This window comes from Georhizobium profundi (genome assembly GCF_003952725.1).
GTDB classification, from domain to species: Bacteria; Pseudomonadota; Alphaproteobacteria; order Rhizobiales; family Rhizobiaceae; genus Georhizobium; species Georhizobium profundi.
On the sequence record NZ_CP032509.1, the window covers coordinates 3,971,086 to 3,992,555 of the forward strand.

Annotated in this window: 24 protein-coding genes and 1 other RNA gene; 12 read left to right on the forward strand and 13 right to left on the reverse strand. The window is 62.4% G+C overall.

Annotated elements, in window-relative coordinates; genetic code table 11:
• A complete protein-coding gene (locus D5400_RS19200; protein ID WP_245451364.1) occupies positions 1 to 594 on the reverse strand; it encodes a 5-formyltetrahydrofolate cyclo-ligase in 594 nt (197 codons plus the stop codon).
• 110 nt (positions 595 to 704) lie between these two features.
• On the opposite strand from D5400_RS19200, the gene D5400_RS19205 reads away from it, so the two are divergent.
• Positions 705 to 1,034, forward strand: coding sequence for a helix-turn-helix domain-containing protein (locus D5400_RS19205; RefSeq protein ID WP_126011789.1), 330 nt, complete (start codon positions 705 to 707; stop codon positions 1,032 to 1,034).
• 26 nt (positions 1,035 to 1,060) lie between these two features.
• Here D5400_RS19205 and ssrS read toward each other — a convergent pair.
• The 3 genes from ssrS to D5400_RS19220 all read right to left on the reverse strand — a co-directional run bounded on the left by ssrS (position 1,061) and on the right by D5400_RS19220 (position 1,987).
• Positions 1,061 to 1,217, reverse strand: a non-coding RNA gene (gene ssrS, locus D5400_RS19210) — 6S RNA.
• A gap of 73 nt (positions 1,218 to 1,290) precedes the next feature.
• On the reverse strand, positions 1,291 to 1,650 hold the full coding sequence (locus tag D5400_RS19215) for a cell division protein ZapA (protein ID WP_126011791.1): 360 nt from the start codon (positions 1,648 to 1,650) through the stop codon (positions 1,291 to 1,293).
• 64 nt (positions 1,651 to 1,714) lie between these two features.
• Positions 1,715 to 1,987: a DUF4164 domain-containing protein gene (locus tag D5400_RS19220; protein ID WP_126011793.1), complete on the reverse strand. Its 273-nt coding sequence runs from the start codon at positions 1,985 to 1,987 to the stop codon at positions 1,715 to 1,717.
• Between the two features lie 314 nt (positions 1,988 to 2,301).
• On the opposite strand from D5400_RS19220, the gene tkt reads away from it, so the two are divergent.
• The 6 genes from tkt (at position 2,302) to D5400_RS19250 (ending at position 10,981) form a co-directional block, all read left to right on the forward strand.
• A complete protein-coding gene (tkt, locus tag D5400_RS19225; protein WP_126011795.1) occupies positions 2,302 to 4,293 on the forward strand; it encodes a transketolase in 1,992 nt (663 codons plus the stop codon).
• Positions 4,294 to 4,359: 66 nt separating this feature from the next.
• The gene (gap, locus tag D5400_RS19230) at positions 4,360 to 5,361 is read left to right on the forward strand and encodes a type I glyceraldehyde-3-phosphate dehydrogenase (protein ID WP_126011797.1); all 1,002 of its coding nucleotides are present in this window, start codon (positions 4,360 to 4,362) and stop codon (positions 5,359 to 5,361) included.
• A gap of 375 nt (positions 5,362 to 5,736) precedes the next feature.
• Positions 5,737 to 7,650 (forward strand): potassium/proton antiporter, encoded by a 1,914-nt coding sequence (locus D5400_RS19235; protein WP_164527962.1) that lies wholly within the window; start codon positions 5,737 to 5,739, stop codon positions 7,648 to 7,650.
• A gap of 79 nt (positions 7,651 to 7,729) precedes the next feature.
• Positions 7,730 to 8,926 (forward strand): phosphoglycerate kinase, encoded by a 1,197-nt coding sequence (locus D5400_RS19240; RefSeq protein ID WP_126011799.1) that lies wholly within the window; start codon positions 7,730 to 7,732, stop codon positions 8,924 to 8,926.
• Positions 8,927 to 9,041: 115 nt separating this feature from the next.
• Positions 9,042 to 10,067 carry a class I fructose-bisphosphate aldolase gene (locus D5400_RS19245; protein ID WP_126011801.1) on the forward strand — a complete coding sequence of 342 codons (1,026 nt, stop codon included), beginning with the start codon at positions 9,042 to 9,044 and terminating at the stop codon, positions 10,065 to 10,067.
• Between the two features lie 110 nt (positions 10,068 to 10,177).
• Positions 10,178 to 10,981, forward strand: a complete 804-nt coding sequence (locus D5400_RS19250) for an SGNH/GDSL hydrolase family protein (protein ID WP_126011803.1) — start codon at positions 10,178 to 10,180, stop codon at positions 10,979 to 10,981.
• Here the strand turns inward: D5400_RS19250 and D5400_RS21315 are convergent.
• Positions 10,965 to 11,123: a hypothetical protein gene (locus D5400_RS21315; protein WP_164527963.1), complete on the reverse strand. Its 159-nt coding sequence runs from the start codon at positions 11,121 to 11,123 to the stop codon at positions 10,965 to 10,967. The two genes, D5400_RS19250 and D5400_RS21315, sit on opposite strands and share 17 nt — an antisense overlap.
• A gap of 241 nt (positions 11,124 to 11,364) precedes the next feature.
• Between D5400_RS21315 and D5400_RS19255 the strand changes: the two genes are divergently transcribed.
• A complete protein-coding gene (locus tag D5400_RS19255; protein ID WP_126011805.1) occupies positions 11,365 to 12,648 on the forward strand; it encodes an MFS transporter in 1,284 nt (427 codons plus the stop codon).
• Positions 12,649 to 12,651: 3 nt separating this feature from the next.
• Here D5400_RS19255 and D5400_RS19260 read toward each other — a convergent pair whose 3' ends face one another.
• From D5400_RS19260 to D5400_RS19280, 5 genes are all read right to left on the reverse strand, one after another.
• Positions 12,652 to 13,299, reverse strand: a complete 648-nt coding sequence (locus tag D5400_RS19260) for a tetratricopeptide repeat protein (protein WP_245451365.1) — start codon at positions 13,297 to 13,299, stop codon at positions 12,652 to 12,654.
• A gap of 127 nt (positions 13,300 to 13,426) precedes the next feature.
• A complete protein-coding gene (gene ykgO / locus D5400_RS19265) occupies positions 13,427 to 13,552 on the reverse strand; it encodes a type B 50S ribosomal protein L36 (RefSeq protein ID WP_065998194.1) in 126 nt (41 codons plus the stop codon).
• Positions 13,553 to 13,715: 163 nt separating this feature from the next.
• Entirely contained in the window at positions 13,716 to 14,795 is a 1,080-nt protein-coding gene (locus D5400_RS19270) for a 5-(carboxyamino)imidazole ribonucleotide synthase (protein WP_126011807.1), read from the reverse strand.
• Positions 14,792 to 15,316 carry a 5-(carboxyamino)imidazole ribonucleotide mutase gene (gene purE / locus D5400_RS19275; RefSeq protein ID WP_126011809.1) on the reverse strand — a complete coding sequence of 175 codons (525 nt, stop codon included), beginning with the start codon at positions 15,314 to 15,316 and terminating at the stop codon, positions 14,792 to 14,794. Before purE ends, D5400_RS19270 begins: the two co-directional genes overlap by 4 nt.
• A gap of 10 nt (positions 15,317 to 15,326) precedes the next feature.
• Positions 15,327 to 15,530 (reverse strand): YdcH family protein, encoded by a 204-nt coding sequence (locus tag D5400_RS19280; RefSeq protein ID WP_126011811.1) that lies wholly within the window; start codon positions 15,528 to 15,530, stop codon positions 15,327 to 15,329.
• Between the two features lie 218 nt (positions 15,531 to 15,748).
• On the opposite strand from D5400_RS19280, the gene D5400_RS19285 reads away from it, so the two are divergent.
• Positions 15,749 to 15,925: a YdcH family protein gene (locus D5400_RS19285; protein WP_126011813.1), complete on the forward strand. Its 177-nt coding sequence runs from the start codon at positions 15,749 to 15,751 to the stop codon at positions 15,923 to 15,925.
• A 39-nt stretch (positions 15,926 to 15,964) separates the two neighbouring features.
• On the opposite strand, the gene D5400_RS19290 is transcribed toward D5400_RS19285, so the two are convergent.
• The 3 genes from D5400_RS19290 to D5400_RS19300 form a co-directional block, all read right to left on the reverse strand.
• Positions 15,965 to 16,225 (reverse strand): ArsR/SmtB family transcription factor, encoded by a 261-nt coding sequence (locus D5400_RS19290; protein WP_126011815.1) that lies wholly within the window; start codon positions 16,223 to 16,225, stop codon positions 15,965 to 15,967.
• Between the two features lie 105 nt (positions 16,226 to 16,330).
• Positions 16,331 to 17,974, reverse strand: coding sequence for an acyl-CoA synthetase (locus tag D5400_RS19295; protein ID WP_126011817.1), 1,644 nt, complete (start codon positions 17,972 to 17,974; stop codon positions 16,331 to 16,333).
• Positions 17,975 to 18,046: 72 nt separating this feature from the next.
• Positions 18,047 to 18,820: a sulfite exporter TauE/SafE family protein gene (locus tag D5400_RS19300; protein ID WP_126011819.1), complete on the reverse strand. Its 774-nt coding sequence runs from the start codon at positions 18,818 to 18,820 to the stop codon at positions 18,047 to 18,049.
• 99 nt (positions 18,821 to 18,919) lie between these two features.
• Between D5400_RS19300 and D5400_RS19305 the strand changes: the two genes are divergently transcribed.
• From D5400_RS19305 to efp, 3 genes are all read left to right on the forward strand, one after another.
• Positions 18,920 to 19,579, forward strand: a complete 660-nt coding sequence (locus D5400_RS19305) for a thiamine phosphate synthase (RefSeq protein ID WP_126011821.1) — start codon at positions 18,920 to 18,922, stop codon at positions 19,577 to 19,579.
• A gap of 8 nt (positions 19,580 to 19,587) precedes the next feature.
• Complete coding sequence (locus tag D5400_RS19310; RefSeq protein ID WP_126011823.1) at positions 19,588 to 20,739, forward strand: tetratricopeptide repeat protein; 1,152 nt, start codon at positions 19,588 to 19,590, stop codon at positions 20,737 to 20,739.
• A gap of 159 nt (positions 20,740 to 20,898) precedes the next feature.
• Positions 20,899 to 21,462: an elongation factor P gene (gene efp / locus D5400_RS19315; RefSeq protein ID WP_126011825.1), complete on the forward strand. Its 564-nt coding sequence runs from the start codon at positions 20,899 to 20,901 to the stop codon at positions 21,460 to 21,462.
• The last annotated feature ends 8 nt before the right edge of the window (positions 21,463 to 21,470 follow it).

A 21,470-nucleotide genomic window follows, 5' to 3' on the forward strand; every position in this document is an offset into this window, starting at 1 on the left:
CTATACCTGAGGCTTCGCGGCGTGCAAGCCGGTCTCGGTGAGGATGGCATCGAGCGAAACATCATGTGGCTCGTCCGGCACCCGGTCGACGCGCTGGCTGTCGAAGGCGATGCCGACGAGGCGAGGCTTGAGCCCCCTCTCCTGCAGTCTCGCAATCGCGCGGTCGTAATGACCGGCACCGTAGCCAAGTCGATGGCCCCTGGCGTCGAAAGCCGCCAACGGCACCAGCATGACGTTCGGATCGAGCACTTCGGCTTCCGGACCGGGGCCGACGGTGCCAAACCCGGTATCGACCAGCGGCGCGTGGCGCAGTAATTCGCGAAAGACGATCTCCTCGCGGCTGAGGATGGCCGGCACGCAAATGCGTGCGCCGCGATCGCGCAGGTCCGCCATGAGTGGACGAATGTCGACTTCAGAGCGAATGGGCGAAAAACCCGACACGATTGCGCCGCTTGGCAGATCGATCAAAGTCCGACCGAGGTCGGCGATCGCGATGCTGGCTTCGATGCGTTCTTCGATCGACATGGCATCCCGGCGTGCCAGCGCCTGTCGTCGCAAATCAGCCTTGTCCGCAGCGCCCGCGTTCATGCCCATGTCGCCTGATCCTCACGTCTTATTTTCCGTCGATGCGGGGTCATCTTGCAACCATAGGGGGATGGCCGGCCAGACTTTCCGTTCTGATAAGTCGACATCGCTAAAACACAATGCAAATTGAGCGCCGCCGGACAGCACAATATTTAGCCGACGCCGCTTTTGATGCGCGTCGGTCGCTTCCGGCATCTTCACTTGCCGGGGCGTCGGGGGCAGCGGAGACTGGTGAAGGAATGCTTTCGGACATTGAAGCGGGCTATCTGAGCCGCATTGCGCGCGGCCAGACGGCAGAGGACATTGCCGCAGAAGACAAAATATCGGTGCAGGTCGTCCAGGATGCGCTGAGTGCAGCGGAAACGAAGCTGGGTGCGATGAACCTGATGGACGCCGTGACCAAGGCGGCCCGACTCGGACTGCTGAAGGATGACAGCAGCCTTCCTTGAAGCAACGTCAGTGCTGGAAAAGAAAAGTGCGATCCACGGCGACCGATGGAGTTTTACGATCCCGGGTACCTACAAAGTAGGTGGGTGCCGTATAACCGAACCCACGGGTCCAGTCAGGGACAGCTCCCTTGGATCGCGTATGGCCCCGGGGAATGTTGTTCCTGTCGAGAAGCGCAGACCGCATGCTCAATATATGTCGAGCCGGTGCCTTTAGCCAGTGGCTCTCACCATCGCGAGCTCACATAAATATCCCGCCTCAGCGGGCCGTCAGGCGCTCCGAAAGCTTCTCGACATGATCGGTCACTTCGTTCAAGGCGAGCGCCAGCTGGTGGTCGGCGGTTTCCGACCGGGCGAGTGCCGCGTCGCGGGTCTTGCGCAGGGTTTCGAGCTCGCCGCGCAGGGATTGGATCGTGCGCTCGTTCTCGGACAGTTCGTCCATCACCATGATTGCCGACATGACGGTGAGCCGCAGGTCGCCGATTTCGCCGAACTGGTGCTTGAGGTGCGAAACGTAGCGATCGAACCGCGTCGCGAGGGTTGTCAGGTGTTCTTCCTGGCCCTCCTCGCATGCCATGCGATAAGCCTTGCCGTCGATATTGACCGTCACCTGTGACATTGCCGAGGCCCTTTCGTCCGGCTGTCACTGCCGCGCAAGGGCAAGCGACTGGCCAATACCGCATTCATCGGTCGAGAACCGCCCGGATGGTTTCCATCGATGTGACCAAACGGCGGGACACTTCGCGATTGGCTTCTTCCAACCGGTTCGCGCGGTCCTCGGCCTTGTCGAGGTCTTGCGCCAGACGGGACCGGTCGGCGTTCATGCGGGCAACTTCCGCCTCGGCGGCGCCGAAATCCTGTTCGTGTTCGAAACGATGCTCGATCGCATCATCCAAACCTGCCAGCGCCCGCCGCAGTCGTTCCAACGCCGCACCAACCTCGGACTCGCTCGTCATGGCTCCCCACACTCCGCAACGCCCGGACGCTTCGAATCATAGCGGCTCCCGACGTTTAGGCCTTGGAGTTTAGGCGTCGTGCCAACCGAGCGTCAATCAAGGGGAAAGACGTTCTCCCCTGCAAATCCAATCCTCTAACCGCAATTCACGCCCAACTGCATTCCGGACTTTCCCTTCCGCCTCCAACCGACAGGCAGCGTTGGATGGGCGCCGGCCGCTGTCTGGCCGCAGTTTGATTGACTCAAGACCGCCAACTGCTATGTGTCACGCGCCTTCGGGGGAGCCCGCTTTTTCGTCAACGAAGCAGAGAACCAATGACCTCACGCGACAAGCACAACAGCATGGCCAATGCGATCCGCTTTCTTTCGATCGATGCGGTCGAGAAAGCCAATTCCGGTCACCCCGGATTGCCCATGGGCGCAGCCGATATCGCGACGGTTCTGTTTACCCGCTATCTCTCGTTCGATCCGAAGAACCCGAACTGGCCCGACCGTGACCGGTTCGTTCTTTCGGCCGGACACGGCTCGATGCTGCTTTATTCGCTGCTCTATCTGACCGGCTACGAAGACATCGACATCTCCGATATCGAGAATTTCCGTCAGATGGGCTCGCCGACCGCCGGCCACCCGGAATACGGCCATGCGGCTGGCATCGAGACAACAACCGGGCCGCTTGGCCAGGGTCTCGCCAATGCCGTGGGCATGGCAATCGCCGAGCGCAAGCTCGAAGCCGAATTCGGTTCCGACCTTCAGGATCACTACACCTATGCGCTGGTTGGTGATGGCTGCCTCATGGAAGGCATCAGCCAGGAAGCCATTTCGCTGGCCGGTCACCTCAAGCTGAACAAGCTGATCGTGCTTTGGGATGACAACGGCATCTCGATCGACGGCGCGATCAGCATTTCCGACTCCACCGATCAGATCAAACGCTTCGCTGCGTCCGGCTGGCACACGCTTGCCGTCGACGGTCATGATCCCGAAGCGATCGGCCGCGCCATCGAAGAGGCGCAGAAGAGCGAGCGCCCGACCTTCATCGCCTGCAAGACGACGATCGGGTACGGCTCGCCCAACAAGGCCGGCAGTTCCAAGGCGCACGGTTCGCCGCTCGGCGCAGACGAGATCGCGCTGACCCGCACGCAGCTTGGCTGGAGTGACGAGCCCTTCGTCGTTCCCTCCGAAATCCTCGACGCCTGGCGCCTCGCCGGCCTGCGGTCCAACAAGGAGCGCAAGGCATGGGAAGATCGTCTTGCCGGAAAAGACGCCGAGATCCGCTCCACCTTCGAGCGCCGTTTCCGCGGCGAGCTGGCGGGCGCGTTCGAACCGGCGATCGAGGCCTACAAGAAGAAGCTCGTCGCCGACAAGCCGAAGGTTGCGACCCGCAAGGCATCCGAAATGGTGCTGGAAGTGATCAACGGTGCACTGCCGGAAACGCTTGGTGGTTCGGCCGACCTCACCGGTTCGAACAACACGAAGACCAGCCAGACCCAGCCGATCACGCCGGACGACTTCTCCGGCCGCTATCTGCATTACGGCATCCGCGAGCACGGCATGGCTTCGGCCATGAACGGCATCGCTCTGCATGGCGGCCTTATTCCTTACGGCGGCACGTTCCTCGTGTTCTCCGACTATTCGCGCCCGGCGATCCGCCTTGCGGCTCTTATGGGCATCCGCGTCATCCATGTGCTCACCCACGATTCGATCGGCCTTGGCGAAGACGGCCCGACCCACCAGCCGGTCGAGCATGTCGCGGCACTGCGTGCGATCCCGAATTTCCAGATGTTCCGCCCCGCCGATGCGGTCGAGACGGCGGAATGCTGGCAGTTGGCGCTCGAAAGCGAGAACAAGCCGTCTGGCCTTGCGCTCACCCGCCAGAACCTGCCGACGGTTCGCAACGACCATGTCGAGGACAATCTCTGCTCGTTCGGCGCCTACGACCTCGCTCCGGCATCGGATGCGGACGTGACGATCTTCGCGTCGGGCTCGGAAGTCGAAATCGCGCTGGAAGCCAAGGCGCGGCTGGACGGCATGGGTCACGCAACGCGCGTCGTGTCCGTGCCCTGCTTCGAGCTCTTCGAAGAGCAGACGGAAGAGTACCGCTCCGCGATCATCGGCCGTTCCAAGGTGAAAGTCGCCGTGGAAGCCGGCATTCGACAGGGCTGGGATGCGTTCATCGGTTCCGACGGCATCTTCATCGGGATGAATGGCTTCGGTGCTTCGGGTCCCTACCAGGAACTTTACAAGCATTTCGGCATCACGGCCGATGCGATCGTCGCAGCGGCCGAAGCTCGGCTTCACGGCGATCAGTAAGCCAGCATCGTCGGCCAGTTACGAAGGCCCGTTTCCAATCGGGCTTCAAGCGGAAGAGGAAATGTCATGACAGTGAAAGTCGCCATCAACGGTTTCGGACGGATCGGCCGCAACGTTCTGCGGGCCATCGTCGAGTCGGGCCGCACCGATATCGAAGTCGTTGCCATCAACGATCTCGGCCCGGTCGAGACCAATGCGCATCTGGTGCGCTACGACAGCGTGCACGGCCGTTTCCCGGGAAAAGTGACGGTCAATGGCGACACGATCGATGTCGGCCGCGGCCCGATCAAGGTAACGGCGGTCCGCGATCCGAAAGACCTGCCCTGGGGCGATGTCGACATCGCCTTGGAGTGCACGGGCATTTTCACCGATCGCGACAAGGCGGCACTGCATCTGCAGAACGGATCGAAGCGCGTGCTCGTCTCCGCGCCGGCGTCTGGTGCCGACAAGACGATCGTCTACGGCGTCAACCATGATGCGCTGACGAAGGACGACCTCGTCGTTTCCAACGCATCCTGCACGACGAACTGCCTCTCCCCGGTTGCCTACGTGCTCGACAAAGCCATCGGCATCGAGAAGGGCTTCATGACCACGATCCATTCCTATACGGGGGATCAGCCGACGCTCGACACGATGCACAAGGATCTCTACCGCGCCCGCGCGGCGGCGCTCTCGATGATCCCGACCTCGACCGGCGCCGCAAAGGCCGTCGGCCTCGTCCTGCCGGAACTCAACGGCAAGCTCGATGGCGTTGCGATCCGCGTGCCGACGCCAAACGTCTCGGTGGTGGACCTGACCTTCATCGCCAAGCGCGCGACGTCGGTTCAAGAAATCAACGATGCGATCCGCAGCGCCGCCGACGGCGAACTGAAGGGCATTCTCGGCTACACCGACGAGCCGCTCGTTTCGACCGACTTCAACCACGACCCGCATTCGTCGGTCTTCCACATGGACCAGACGAAGGTGATGGAAGGCACGATGTGCCGCATCCTGACCTGGTACGACAACGAGTGGGGCTTCTCCAACCGTATGTCGGACACGGCCGTTGCCATGGGCAAGCTCATCTGAGCCGAGCAAGCCCGCCCGGCAGAGCCGGATATGTCAAAAGTTATAGAAAACGAAGCGCCCGACCTTTTCTCGGGCGTTTCGCGTTCTTAGATTGGGTTGGTGACCTGCCCCTTCAGTCAGGCTCGCTTTCCACCAATATGAGGGACTGTCGCATCGCAATCGACGCCTTCGGCAACAGCATCAAGCCGCAATCTCGGCCAAGACGACTGCTCCGAAGATAGACAAAGCGTTTCGATCTAAAGCGCTGCCATGCAGCGTCGACCTCACGTGGTTCCGAGCCGTGCTGACGGCCCTGGACCGTTTCCCGTCAGCGGAGCCCAGTGTCGTTTCCCGGCCGGTCCATGGATTGGATGACCAGGCTGGAGACCCGAACGCATGATGCTTGAAGCGATGTATCTCGTAATCCTTATCGGGACGCTTCTGGTTCTCATATCAGCCTTTTCGAGCCTTCTCGCCTTTCGCTTCGGCGCACCGCTCTTGTTGCTCTTCCTCTGCATCGGGCTAGCAGCGGGCGTCGACGGCCTCGGCATCAATTTCAGCAATGCATCTGCGGCCTATTTCATCGGTTCGCTCGCGCTAGCGATCATCCTGTTCGATTCGGGTTTCGGAACGTCGATCCAGTCCTTCAGGCAAGCGGCCGCGCCGGCGATCGCGCTGGCGACCATCGGAGTCGTGTTCACGACACTGTTGTTTGCGCTTGCCGCCCGGTTCGTCTTTGACTTCACGTGGCTGGAAGCGCTTCTCTTCGGCGCAATCGTCGGTTCGACGGACGCCGCCGCCGTCTTCTTCCTGCTGCGCATCGGCGGCATCAATATCCGCGACAAGGTCCGCTCTACGCTGGAGATCGAATCCAGTTCCAACGATCCGATGGCGATCTTCCTCACGATCACGCTGGTCGAACTGATCGCCAACGGAACGCCGCTCGGCGAAATGGGCGTTGATCTGCTGATCAGCTTCGGCCTGCAGATGGGCGTCGGGCTGCTTGCCGGTTTCATCGGCGGCATGATCATCGTCAGCCTGGTCAACCGCCTCAATCTGGAGCGAGGGCTGACGCCAATCTTCGTCATCGCCTTGTCGCTGCTCGTCTTTTCTGCAACCGGCGTTGCCGGCGGCTCGGGCTTCCTCGCCGTCTATGTGGCGGGTCTCTATGCGGGCAATCGGCAGATCCGGTCGGCACCGACGTTGAAGCGTTTCCAGGACGGCATGACGTGGCTGGCGCAGATCCTCATGTTCCTGCTTCTGGGACTTCTGGCGACGCCGTCGCAGTTTCCGGCCATCGCAGTGCCGGCGATCGCCATGGCGGTCTTCCTGATCTTCATCGCCCGGCCGCTTGCGGTGTGGCTCACGCTTCTGCCCTTCGACTACAAGCGCGAGGAAACCGCTTTTGTCTCATGGGTGGGATTGCGCGGCGCAGTCTCGATCCTGCTCGCGATCCTGCCGCTGCTCGGCAATCTCGAGAACGCGACGACGTTCTTCAACGCCGCCTTCATCATCGTTCTGGTGTCGCTCATCGTGCAAGGCTGGACCATCAATCCCCTCGCCCGCCGGCTCGGGCTCGTGGTTCCGGCGCGGATCGGTCCAGTCGACAAGGTCGAACTTGAGCTGCCGGGAACCGCGCTTCACGAACTTCTCGCCTACCGCGTCGTGCCGGACAGCCCCGTGGCGACCGGCGAGCGCATACCGCGCTGGGCGCGGCCGTCGCTCGTCATCCGCGATGGCAAGTCCATGCGCTATCAATATGCCGGCCGCCTTCAGGCGGGCGACTATGTCTATCTCTTCATCTCGTCGCGCTATCCCCGCCTGCTCGACCGGCTTTTCGCCAGCCCACTGCCGGTGCAATCCGACGATGCGGAATTCTTCGGCGAGTTTTCGATCGATCCGCAGCGCCCCGCCAAGGACCTACATGCGGCTTATGACATTGGACTTGCGAAGGATGAGCTGGATCTCAGCATCGATGCGTTGCTGACGAAAAGGCTTGGAGGCAAGGCCGAGTTCGGTGACCGTGTGGTGCTCAAGAATGTCGAGATCATCGTGCGCGATGTGGACGATCAGGGCCGGACCACGAGCGCTGGCCTTTCGCTCGATCCGGAAGCAAGCCGGCCGAACATCCCCGTCTTTCTTTCCGCGCGAGAGATCGCGGCGCTGTTGCGCCAGCGCGTGAAGCGCAGGCAACCGCCGGCCAAGACACCGCTCGGCCCGCCGCCCTCATCATTGACGCCCGCGACAGACACGACTGACGACCGGCAGCCACAGTCGACTCCCAGCGAGAAGCAGGCGGCAAGCGATTAGCATTGGGCGGCCCATGGTCCGACTTGCGTCAGCGCAGGGCATTTGTATTGTCTCCCGCGCCACATAAGGGGAATTCACGATGCCGGCCTTCCGCACTCTCGACGATCTCACCGATGTTTCGGGCAAACGCGTTCTGGTCCGGGTGGATCTCAACGTGCCGATGGAAAACGGCGATGTCAGCGACATGACTCGCATCGAGCGGGTGCTGCCGACGATCGAGGAACTGTCCGGCAAAGGCGCCAAGGTCATCCTGCTGGCGCATTTCGGCCGCCCGAAGGGCAAGCGGGTGGACGACATGTCCCTGGCTCCGGTTGCCCACGCTCTGGAAGAGGTTCTGGACCACGACGTGGTCTTCGCCACCGATTGCATCGGCGAAGCCATGCAGAAGGCCATCGCAAAGATGGACGATGGCGACGTGATGCTGATGGAGAACACCCGCTTCTACGCCGGCGAGGAAGCCAATGATCCGGCATTCACGGACGAACTTGCCGCTCTTGGCGACATCTACGTGAATGATGCGTTCTCCGCCGCCCATCGGGCGCATGCTTCTACCGAGGGTCTTGCCCGGCGCCTGCCCGCCTATGCGGGACGGACGATGGAAGCGGAGCTGAAGGCGCTTGAAAAAGGTCTCGGCAATCCGGAAAAGCCGGTCGTGGCGATCGTCGGCGGCGCCAAGGTGTCGACGAAGCTCGATCTCCTGATGAACCTCGTGAAAAAGGTCGACGCGCTCGTCATCGGCGGCGGCATGGCCAACACGTTCCTTGCGGCGCGCGGCACCGATGTCGGCAAATCACTCTGTGAACACGATCTTGCGGCGACGGCCAAGCAGATCATGATCGAGGCCGCTTCCGCCGGCTGCGCGATCGTCCTGCCCGTCGATGCCGTGGTTGCGCGCGAGTTCAAGGCCGGCGCTGCAAGCGAGACCGTGGATATCGCCAATGTGCCAGCCGACGCAATGATCCTCGATGTGGGCCCGCGCTCGGTCGAGGCGATCAATGGCTGGATCGACCGGGCGAAGACGCTCGTCTGGAACGGCCCGCTCGGCGCGTTCGAGATCGAGCCATTCCACAAGGCGACGGTCAGCGCTGCGCGCCACGCCGCCGAGCGCACGCGCGATGGCAAGCTGGTGTCCGTCGCCGGCGGAGGCGATACTGTCGCGGCGCTGAACCAAGCGGACGCGACCGCCGAATTCACCTATGTGTCGACGGCCGGCGGCGCCTTTCTGGAGTGGATGGAAGGGAAGGACCTGCCAGGGGTCTCTGCACTCAAAGTTTGAAGCCAACTTTTAAACGATTGAAATTTTTTCAATCGTTTAAGGCGTTTCGGGTGTCATTTCCTCGTCGGGACTAGTCTGCTAACGGCTTAGCCAATTCGAACAGGAGACGTCTGGAATGGTTGAAAAGCTTCAGGATATTGCGGCTGCAATGGTGGCTCGGGGCAAGGGCATTCTTGCTGCGGACGAGTCGTCGGGCACCATCAAGAAGCGGTTCGACACGATCGGCCTCACCTCCACTGAAGATGCGCGCCGCGATTACCGCGAGATGCTGTTCCGCGCGGAGCCCGCGATGAGCCAGCGCATCTCCGGCGTCATCCTCTACGATGAGACGCTGCGCCAGAAGGCTGGCGATGGCACGCCGCTCGTCGAGCTCATCCGCAATGCGGGTGCGGTGCCCGGCATCAAGGTCGACATGGGTGCCAAGCCGCTGGCCGGCTATCCGGGCGAAACGGTCACCGAAGGCCTCGACGGTCTGCGCGAGCGGCTCGCCGAATATTATGAACTCGGCGCGCGCTTTGCCAAATGGCGCGGCGTGATCTCGATCTCCAACGATCTGCCGACGAAAGGCGCTATCCACGCCAACGCTCATGCACTCGCCCGCTATGCGGCGCTCTGCCAGGAAGCCGGCATCGTGCCGATCGTTGAGCCGGAAATCCTGATGGACGGCACGCCGGGCGACCATTCTATCGACCGCTGCTATGAGGTGACCGACGCGGTGCTGAAAGCCGTGTTTGCGGAACTCGACCTCGCACGCGTCGCGCTCGACGGCATGGTGCTGAAGCCCAACATGGTCATCGACGGCAAGAACGCCCGCAAGGCTTCTGTCGAGGAAGTCGCCGAGAAGACCGTGAAGTGCCTCAAGGCGAATGTGCCGAGCGACGTTGCCGGCATTGCCTTCCTGTCGGGCGGCCAGTCGGACGAAGAGGCAACCGCGCATCTGTCCGCCATGAACGCCGCCAACGATCTGCCTTGGCCGGTCACGTTCTCCTACGGTCGCGCCTTGCAGGCTGCGGCACTGAAGGCTTGGGGCGGACGCTCGGAAAACGTCGCTACCGGTCAGCGCGCGTTCAGCCACCGTGCCGAGATGAACGGGCTCGCCGCGATCGGCAACTGGAAGCGTGAGCTGGAAACGGCGGCCTGACCTTCTAGACCGGCCTTAGCCGAAGCGTTTGATTGTGCATTGCAAGATGTGACCGCCCGCCGCCCCTTCCGAGGGTGGCGGGCGGTTTCATTTTGTGAGACAGGATCGGAATGCGTTATCGGTACAACGGCCTCCTCAGCTGGCTGCTTTCGCCCATCGCCCTCGCGCAGGGCTTCGGCGTACGTCGACGCACGCCGCGCCTTTCTCCGCCGCCTGGGCGCACCGCCGGTCAGGTCGGGTCGCAATCGGAGCCTCGCTTCCACATTCTCGTCATGGGCGACTCGTCGGCGGCCGGCGTCGGTGCCGATCACATGGACGAGACGCTGGCACCCAAGCTTGCCGCACGGCTTTCGGAGCATTTCGGCACGTCGGTGAAGTGGCGCACGATCGGCGCCAACTCGGCCACCACCGAGGAACTGCGCGATCACGTCATCCCGAACATCAGGCGCGAGCCCTTCACGCACATTCTGGTGCTGGCCGGCACCAACGACATGAAGGATTTCGTCCCACGGCGGCGCTTCGACGATGGGTTCGGCGGGATGCTGTTTGCGCTGCACGCCAAATGGCCCGATGCGACGCTCATCTGGTCGCCGATCATCGACATGCGCACCGTGCCGGCTTTGCCGAAACTTCTCGGCCAGATTCTCGAACTGCGCGTCGCGATGATCAACGAGCTTGGCCACCAGCTTTGCCGCGAACGGTTTACGATCGCCGCGCCACGCCTCACCGCCCATGACCGCGAAGGCTTTGCCATCGACGGCTTTCACGCGAGCGCGAAGGGCTACGGCTACTGGGCGGACCTGGTGGCAGGCGTCATCATCGAATCGGAGACGCGCCGCTCCCGTGGCCTCTTCCCCGTCCGCGACGCAGAAGCGGAAACGCCGGAACCCGACATCGCTATGTTGGGCGAATAAGCACCGTCGCCATCGTGACGGCGAGCGCCACCACCGCGATCTTCCAGAAGTCCTTGCGGCGTTTGAGGCCGGGGAGCCCGAGTGGACGAATGATGTGAACGATCATCGCCAGCAGGAGCAGAATCGAGATCGCCTTCGACATGCATCGTCTCCTCAATCAGAGTGCCGTACGCCCGCCAGGGCGCTCCGAGCCGCTCCGATTCATTTCAGAACGAGCATCGGAATCTCCGACAATCGAATCCCATCGCCGGGCCAACGCCGTGGCACAGCCATAAAGCAGCGCCCGCCTGGGTCAACCGCATCGCATTTTTGAACGTGATGGGTTTTCCTTACCGGTGAAGTTCTGTATCCGGCGGCTATCGGAATGGATGACGGACTGAGTGATGGCCCGCAACCTGCTACCCATCTTCGCCCTTCTCCTGGGCACGGCCTTCCTGCTTGCCGGCAATGGTCTTCACGGCCTTTTGCTGCCCATGCGGGGCTCGATGGAGGGTTTTTCCTCCGCCAGCCTTGGTCTTCTCGGCACGTCATGGGCCAGCGGCTTCGTGCTCGGCTGCCTGCTCGCTCCGCGGCTCGTGAAGCGAATCGGGCATGTGCGGGCATTTTCCGCCTTTGCAGCCGGTGCGGCGATCGTGGCCTTGCTCACCGGCCTCCTCGTCGACCCGATCGCCTGGATCGTGCTTCGGGCGCTCACGGGCTTTTCGATGGCCGCCGTCTTCATGGTTATCGAAAGCTGGCTCAACGAGCGCTCGACCAATGACAGCCGCGGCATGGTGTTTTCGCTCTACATGACGATTACCTATGTGGCGATCGTCGCAGGGCAGATGTCGATCGCCACCGGCGACATCTCGACGCCGACATTCTTCATGATCGCCGGCATACTTTATTGCATGGCATTGCTGCCAACTGCGGTTTCGAGCGCCGTCAGTCCTTCCCCCCTCAGGGAAGTGCGGCTCGATCTCAAGGGGCTCTATCGGAATTCGCCGGTTGCCTGCGTCTCGATCTTCCTGATCGGCGTCGCCAATGGTGCATTCGGCACGCTAGGGCCGGTGTTTGCGGCACAGGTTGGCCTTGCGGAAGGCGCAGTTGCCTCGCTGATGAGCGTGACGATCTTTGCGGGTGCCGTCGCCCAGTTTCCAGCCGGCCGCCTGTCGGACCGTGTGGATCGCCGCTACGTGCTAGCCGCCGTCGCTGCACTTGCCGGCACAGTCGGCATTTTGATGATGGTGACGGTCGCGACCGATCTCACCGTGCTGTTCGTGCTAATCGCGCTTTATGGCGCCGCGTCCTACACGCTCTACCCGATCGCCGTCGCCCACGCGAACGACTTCGCCCGTCCGGAGGATTTCGTGAAGGTGTCGGGTGGCCTGCTGCTGCTTTACGGCATCGGAACCATCGTCGGGCCGACGATCGGAGGCCCGGCGATGGATGCCGGAGGGCCGCATGCGATTTTCGCCATCACCCTCGTCTCGCATCTGTCGATCGCGGTCTACGCCATCCTCAGATCGCGCCGCCGTGCTGCAGTACCAGACGCCGACAAGGAGGCGTTCAAGACGCTTCCTTCGGTACGCGTTGCGACACAGCAGGGCATCCACCTCGACCCGAGGGCGAATTTGGACAGCCCATCGGAGCCCGGACCGAGCGACCGACAGTCATCCGCAGCTTGAAGATCAGACAGGGTCGCCTTCGATCTTGTCTTCGATCTCGACGACTTTGCCCTGTGCGTTGCGGTCGGACGGATAGATTTCGAGAACGCGCTCATAGGCACGCAGCGCCAGCCGGTCGTTGCCCGCTTCGGTCATGATCGCCGCCATGCCCGACAGAGCGCCGAAATGGCGCGGCTCGAGCGACAGCACACGGTGGATGTCGGCCAGCGACTTGGCATGATCGTCCATCATGAAATGCAGCGTGGCACGCTTGTTGAACCCTTCAGGAAAGTCCGGCTTCAGCACGGTGACCTGATCGAGCAGATCCAGTGCAGTGCCGTAGCGCTCGTCCTCCATCGCCTCGGTCGCCCATTGCATCAGGACGTTGACCGTTGCGCTGCCGGAATCACCCCATTCAGCCCAGATTTCCCTGACGATGCGCCTGCCTTCGGCCGGGTCGCTCACGCGCTTGAGATTGGCGAACAGCCCGTCCAGTGGATCGGCGTCGCTGATTTCGCCGGTCAAGGCGGCTGCCTGAGGGGAAGTTGGCTGCGCAACCGCGGGACTGTCGGCGGGTGACTGACTGGCGGCCTGCGCATGCGCGAGCGTGCAGGGCACGACGATCAGCGTCGCGGCGAGCAGAGCGGTTCGGGCGGACAGGGTGCGTTGCATGGGAAGAGGGTAGAACAGACCCTCCGATTTGCAATCGCAAAATATCGTGAGGACCCGCAAGCGTCAGCTGCGAGCCCTCTGATCTTTCAACAACAATGACATCGCCCCACGAGAGGGCGACGCGCAATCAGCCCTGACGGGCCTTGAAGCGCGGGTTCTGCTTGTTGATGATGTAGACTCGGCCCTTGCGGCGAACCAGGCGGTTCTCGCGGTGACGGGTCTTCAGCGACTTGAGCGAATTCTTGATCTTCATCTTACTCTGTCCGCAAAAGGCCCGCTCGACTGCCTGAGGCAAGACCGGGCTTTAAACAATCAAAACGCGCCCAATGAGGCGCGCCGGAAACGTTGGGCGGGGTGTATATCCTCCCCCGGAACGTGTCAACCGATGGCAGCCACGTAATCCTGGAAAATCCGGATCAAAGACGCGGTTTCACCCGCGTATAATGTCCCATCTTGCGGCCTGCCCGCGCTTCGCCCTTGCCATAGATATGAAGCGAAACATCCGGTTCGGCGGCGAGATGAGCAATCTCGGCAACTTCGCGGCCGAGCAGATTGTGCATCTCGCAGTCGCTGTGGCGCGCCGTCGAGCCAAGCGGCAAGCCGGCAACCGCGCGGATGTGATTCTCGAATTGCGAGATCAGGCAGGCGGCCTCGGTCCAGTGGCCGGAATTGTGGACGCGCGGCGCCATCTCGTTGGCAATGAGGCTGCCATCGGCGAGCACGAAGAATTCGATGCCGATGACACCGACATAGCTGATGCTTTCCAGCACGGCAGAGGCGGCAGCGATCGCAGCGTCGGCCGTAGCCGTGGAAATGGAAGCCGGAACGGTCGACGTGGCCAGAATACCGTCACGATGCACGTTTTCAGCGGGATCGTAGAAGACCATCTCGCCATCGCGGGCGCGCACGGCGATCACCGACACTTCGCGTTCGAACGGCACGACCGCTTCGAGGATCGCCGGCACCGCGCCAAGATCGGCGAAAGCGTCGTCGGCGACATCATCTTTGGAAAATCGGCGCTGTCCTTTGCCATCATAGCCGAGGCGGCGCGTCTTCAAGATGCCTTCACCCTCAAAGTCCGCCAGTGCCGCTTCCAGCATCTGCTGGTCGTCGACGACGCGGTAAGGTGCAGTGGCGATACCCGCCTTTTCGAAGAACCGCTTCTCGGCCAGCCGGTCCTGCGAGACTTCCAGGGCGCCCACCGGCGGGAAGACCGGTACGGAGCGCGACAGATGCGTCAAGCCGCCAACAGGAACATTCTCGAACTCATAAGTGAGCACATGGGCAGAGGACGCCAGTTCTTCCAGCGATTCGAGGCTATCGTAAGCGCCGATGATCTGGCGGTTGGCGACCTGGGCTGCCGGGCAATCGGCCTGCGGCTCCAGCACCACGGTGCGATAGCCGAGCTTTGCTGCCGCCATGGCAAGCATGCGCCCAAGCTGACCACCGCCGACGATGCCGATGGTGCTGCCGAGCGGCAGATGGACGGTGCTCATGGATGCTTGCTTTCACTGGCCGGCTGGGAATCGTCGACCGGGCGCTCGGCAACGGCCTCGGTTTGTTTGCGGCGCCATGCGTCGAGGCGGTCGGCAAGGGCGGCATCGTTAAGCGCAAGAACGGCGGCTGCCATCAAGGCGGCGTTGACCGCGCCGGCCCGGCCGATGGCAAGCGTTCCAACCGGTATGCCAGCCGGCATCTGAACGATCGAGAGCAGGCTGTCCTGGCCGGACAGCGCTTTCGATTCGACCGGCACGCCGAACACGGGCAGCGGCGTCATGGCAGCTGCCATGCCCGGCAGATGCGCCGCGCCGCCGGCACCGGCAATCACGACCTTGAAGCCTGCATCGCGGGCACCCTTGGCAAAGGCGACGAGGCGATCGGGCGTCCGATGCGCGGAAACGATGCGCGAATCATAGGCGACATCCAGGGCATCGAGCGTTTCGGCCGCGTGGCGCATGGTTGCCCAGTCAGACTGGCTGCCCATGATGATGGCGACGGGCGTCCCTGCGGCGCTCATGGCCTGCTCCTCACGCAATGATGTCCGGTATGATCTGGTCCTCGATCTGCGAGATCCGGTCCTTGATGATGAGCTTTTTCTTCTTCATACGCTGGATGCGCAGCGCTTCGCAGCCGATCTGGATCATGGCCTTGATGGCGACGTCATAATCTTCGTGCTCTTGCCGCAGCCGCGCCGCCATGAGGCGCAGTTCACTTTGATCCTGATCGGACATGCCCTTCCCCACTCGACACCGGAAAAGCCACGCTTTGCGCAGCAGCCACAGTGCATTTTCGGGGAGGCTCGTACCACACATTCGGGCGTAACGGGAAGTTATCAATGGTCATGAAATCACCTTCGACAATCCACATTTCCCATGGCACACTTCCTGTTTCCGCAACCGGCGCTCGCGTCCCAGACGGGGCGTCGATAACCGAAGGAAGGAAGTTGTACATGACCGTTGAGGCTCATCTCGCAACACTGAAGCAGAAGCATGGCTCCCTGGAGGAACAGCTTCACGCCGAGAGGACCAGACCTTCCGGAAAAGATCAGACGATTGTCGAACTCAAACGTCAGAAGTTGCGTCTCAAGGATGAGATCGAGCGGTTACAGGCAAAGATGAGCCACTAGGCTCGTCATCCGCTTTCCAAAGGATCACGCGATAGGGGTTCAAGCCCAGAATTGATCGAGCCAGATGTTCAGGCGCATAAAGCCTGCATTGTCGATCGCGTAGATCCGCCGCGTGCCCTGCGGCTTCACGACGACCAGTCCGCTGTCCAAAAGCGCCTTGAGGTGCTGCGAGACGGCGGGCCGGCTGATTGGCAGCCCCTGCGCCAGCTCATTTACCGTTTGAGGCGCGCGACGAAGCTCCTCCAGCAGATGGCGGCGATTCGGATCGGCAATGGCTGCAAACGGATCCAGGGTCGGCATGGCGTGACGGTAAGTCAAAGCCGATTTGCGGGCAAGCGATTTTGTGCACTGCAGCGAAGATGTTCAGTGCGAAATACTTTCCCGCTGCTCGAGCGCATATGCAGCTTAAAGAGCTTTGGCGCGATCCCGTAGAACAAATTTCTGGATTTTGCCGGTCGATGTCTTCGGCACCTCACCGAAAACGATGCTTTTCGGGCACTTGAAGCGTGCCAGATGCTGCCGGCAGTGTTCGATCAATTCTTCTTCCGTTGCTGCGCGGCCTGCTCGCAATTCGACGAATGCGCAAGGCGTTTCGCCCCATTTGTCATCCGGACGCGCCACGACGGCCACCGCCTGCACAGCCGGATGCCGATAAAGCGCATCCTCGACTTCGATCGACGAGATGTTTTCGCCCCCGGAAATGATGATGTCCTTGGACCGGTCCTTCAGCTGGATGTAGCCATCCGGATGCATGACGCCGAGGTCGCCGGAGTGGAACCAGCCGCCCGCAAAGGCTTCGTCGCTTGCCTTGCGGTTTTTGAGATAGCCTTTCATCACGATGTTTCCGCGAAACATCACCTCCCCAAGCGTCTCGCCGTCGGCCGGCACGCGTTCCATCGTCGATGGATCGATGACGGCCAGATCCTCGAGCGCGTTGTAGCGCACGCCCTGGCGGGCCTTTTTCGTGGTGCGGGCCTTCGGGTCCAGATCGTTCCAGTCGCCCTTCCACTCGTTGACGACCGCCGGACCATAGGTTTCCGTCAGTCCGTAGAGATGCACGACCTCAAAGCCTGCATCCGCCATGCCGGACAGAACCTGCTCCGGCGGTGGCGCAGCGGCCGTGTTGAAGGAAACCGTCTGCGGAAAATGGCGTTTGTCTTCCTCGGGCGCGTTGATCAGCGTCGACATGACGATCGGCGCGCCGCAAAGATGCGTAACGCCGTGATCGGCAATCGCATCGTACATCGCCTTCGCCCGCACCCAGCGCAGGCAGACATGCGTGCCGGCCACCACGCCCAGCGTCCAGGGGAAGCACCAGCCGTTGCAGTGGAACATCGGCAGCGTCCAGAGATAGACGGGATGCTTGCCCATGCCGGACGCGACGACGTTGGAGTAACCCATCAGCGCGGCACCGCGATGGTGATAGACGACGCCCTTGGGGTTTCCCGTGGTGCCGGACGTGTAGTTCAGCGAGAGCGAGTCCCACTCATCCTCGGGGCCCGACCAGTGATGGTCGGGATCGCCGGATTGAAGGAACTCCTCGTAGTCGATCGTTCCGAGGCGCGCGCCTTTCGCCGCTGGTGCATCATCGGGGTAGTTCGGGTCGTCATAATCGATGATCGTCGGCTGCACGGTGGCAAGCTTCAGGGCATCGGCGACCAGACCCGAAAATTCCCGGTCGACGATCAGCACCTTGCTGTCGGCATGATCGAGCTGAAAGGCGACGATGGCCGCATCCAGCCGGGTGTTGATCGAATGCAGGACGCCGCCGGACATCGGCACGCCGTGATGAGCCTCCAGCATGGCCGGCGTGTTCGACAGCATCACCGACACCGTATCGAAGCGCTTGATGCCGGCAGCCTGAAGCGCGGAGGCGAGCTTGCGGGAGCGTTCGTAGAAGCTCCGATAGTCCATCTTCATGTCGCCATGGATGATGGCGATGTGATCGGGATGGACGTAGGCGGCACGCGCGAGATGCGCAATCGGCGTCAGTGGCTGGTAATTGGCCGGGTTGCGATCGAGATCGGTCTCATAGGCACTGCCGCTCATTGACGTCTTTCCTCCCCTTCGGCCGCGCTCCCCGCTCGGCTGACGCACACGATATTGAGATTGTCGCCGCGATCAAGCGAGGAGGCCGCCAAGGCCGTCCCAGATCAGTTTCAGCGCAGCCAGGAAGACCATCCCGTACATGAACGGGTAGAAGCGTTCGGCCCGGATGCGGCGCACGATCGCGGCGCCGGCAAGTGTGGCGATCGGCGCGAGCGGCAGGAGCACGAGTGATGCCTGCAGATTGGAGGCATCGAACTGCCCGAGGGCCAGATAAGGCACAACCTTGACGGCATTGACGACGGCGAAGAAGCGCACGCTAGTGCCCACATAGGTGCGCGGTTCCTGACGCAGCGCCAGGGCGTAGACCTGATAGGGCGGGCCGCCGGCATGCGAGATGAAACTGGTGAACCCCGAGACCGTGCCCCAGAACGCACCTTTGACGCGATTGTGCGGCCGCTCGCCCGAAGGCGCACCGCCGCGCAGCTGCCAGGCACGGCGCGCATAGTCGAGGGCGAAGATGAGCGCCACGACGCCGACCAGCAGCTTGATCATGGCATCGGTAACGAAAGCGGCGGTCATCCAGGCGATGCCGATCCCGACCATTGCTCCGGGCAGCATGATCTTCAGGGTCATGCGATCGTTGTGATGGCGCCACGACCACAGGCCCACCATGTCCATGACGATCAGGATCGGCAGAAGGATCGCAGCCGCCTGAACCGGCGGGACGACGAGCGACATCAACGGCACGCCGAGCAATGCCATTGCGCCGCCAAGCCCACCCTTGGAAAGGCCGACCAGCAGGACAGACGGGATTGCGGCGGCGTAGAACCAGGGATCGGAAAGCATCGGCGACCAGTTGAACCTTTGTTGCCACGCGTCTATCCGAGATCGGCGGGGATTGCGAGCGGCGACCAGACGGCCCACCCGCGCACAAGGAGCCCAGGCGTGAGCAAGGCAGAGTTCGAAGACAGATGCAGATTGGTTTTGGTGACGCAGCCCGGCGACGACGTCGACGCGCAGGGTGAGGCGCTCTCACAGGCGCTTTCCGGCGGCGACGTCGCAACGGTGATCGTCCCGCAGGCCGGCCGCGACAATGACCTCTTCCAGACGCTCGCCGAAAAGCTCGTTCCGATCGCACAGGACAAGGGCGTTGCCGTCATCATCGCAGGCGACAGCCGCGTGGCCGGGCGCGCCCGCGCCGATGGACTCCATGTGGAAGGCGCCACATCGGATGCGGCCGAAGCGATCGAAAAATTCTCACCCAAGCTCATCGTCGGCATCGGCAATGCCAAGGACCGGCATGGCGCGCTGGAGCGTGGCGAATTGCGGCCCGACTACATCTTCTTCGGCAAGCTCGATGGCGACATCAAGCCGGAAGCCAATCCCAAGGTTCTCGATCTTGCCGAATGGTGGTCGGCCATGATCGAGATCCCGTGCATCGCCATGGGCGGCACCGCCGTATCCTCCGCGCTGGAAGTCGCTGAAGCCGGCGGCGAGTTCGTCGCTCTCGGCAAAGCGATCTTCGATCATCCTTCCGGTCCCGCTGCCGCCGTTCAGGAAGTGAATGCCCTGCTCGCCGAAAAAGCGCCACGGTTCAGCGATTGATGCCGCTCATGGGGCATGTCGGAACGCCAAGGATCGATCGAGCCGAACGACGCGGCATTGCGGCGCTTGTTGCCCTGTCGCTGGTTGCTGCCCTTGGCCTTGGGCAAGCATCGGCGCAAGACGCCGAAGGGGCTCCGCCGGCTGAGGACACGCAGGCGGCGCCGACCACGGACCGTCTTCTCGGCAATGGCGAAACCGACATCCAGCCCGGCGAACCGGGATTTCTGATCGAACGGCTTGCCGGCGAGCAGCGCCCCATCGGGCTCATCGGCGGTGCAATCCTGCCGGCACCAAGCGTCGCGGCCTTGCCGGCCGATTTTATGACCGACCCGACACCCGCCAAGGCCTATGCCGCTTTTCAGCGGGGCTATTATCTGACCGCCATGGACATGGCGCTTCCGCTGGCCGGAGATGGCGACGCGGCTGCGCAGACGCTGGTGGCGGAGCTGTTTTCCGAAGGCTTTGCCGTCCCGCGCGATCTCGAACAGGCTGCGTTCTGGTATGGGCAGGCTGCTGCCGGCGGCGATCGCGAAGCTCAGTTCAAATACGCGATGATGCTTCTGGCGGGGCGCCACACTGAAGCCGATCCAGAGCGCGGCCGGGAGCTGATGAAGCAAGCGGCGGACGCCGGGCATCCCATGGCATCGTTCAACTACGGCCAGCTTCTCGTCGATCAGCAGCGGGGTCAGGCGGGACTGATCGCGGCAATGCCCTACTTCGAACGCTCGGCGGCTGCGGGCGTGGCAGACGCGCAATACGCGCTGTCGCAGATCTATGTGAATGCCCGGGATCTCGATGAAGCGCAGCGCGACACCGCGCGCGACTGGCTGGCGCGTGCTGCCGCTTCCGGCTTCGACACCGCGCAGCTCGATCTCGCCATCTGGCTGATCGACGGTATCGGCGGCGATGTCGATTACGAGGAAGGGTTCCGCTGGATGCAGATCGCTGCCAATCGCGGCAATGTGGTTGCCCAGAACCGCCTGGCGCATCTCTACATCAACGCGATCGGCACCCGCCCCAACCCGGTCGCGGCCGGTCGCTGGTACGTGCTGTCGCGGCGGGCGGGCTACAACGACCCGGTCCTCGACGACTTCTTTCGCGGCCTGACCGACGAGGAACAGCGCCAGGCAATCGAAGCAGCAAACCGCTTCCTGGGCTGAGCATTCCGCCCTTCAGGCAGCGCCCTGACCGGCACCGGGCTTGAAAGCCGGCCGCATTTGTGGTCTTGAGGCGCGCAATCCCGGAAAGCGCGCTCCGAGCGATCGCAATCGGACCCATCCGACGTCTTCCGGTCGTCCAGATGTCAACGGAAAAGACTCATGAAGATCAACGGCAACGAAATCCGTCCCGGTAACGTCATCGAGCACAATGGCAGCCTCTGGGCCGCGGTGAAGACCAACGCGGTCAAGCCAGGCAAAGGCGGCGCCTTCAACCAAGTCGAACTGAAGAACCTCCTCGACGGCACCAAGCTCAACGAGCGGTTCCGCGCTTCCGAAACGGTCGAGCGCGTGCGCCTGGAGCAGAAGGACTTCCAGTTCCTCTACGAGCAGGGCGACATGCTCGTGTTCATGGACAACGAAACCTACGAGCAGCTGGAACTGCAGAAGGATTTCGTCGGCGATCGCGCCGCCTTCCTGCAGGACGGCATGATGGTGACCGTTGAACTGTACGAAGACAAGCCGATCGGCATCTCGCTGCCGGATCAGGTGGTCTTGGCGATCGTAGAGGCCGATCCGGTCGTGAAGGGCCAGACGGCGGCGTCGTCCTACAAGCCGGCCGTCATGGAAAACGGCGTGCGCGTCATGGTGCCGCCCTTCATCGAGTCCGGCGAGCGCATCCTGGTCGATACCAACGAGATCACTTATATCCGCCGCGCCGACTGATCAGGCCG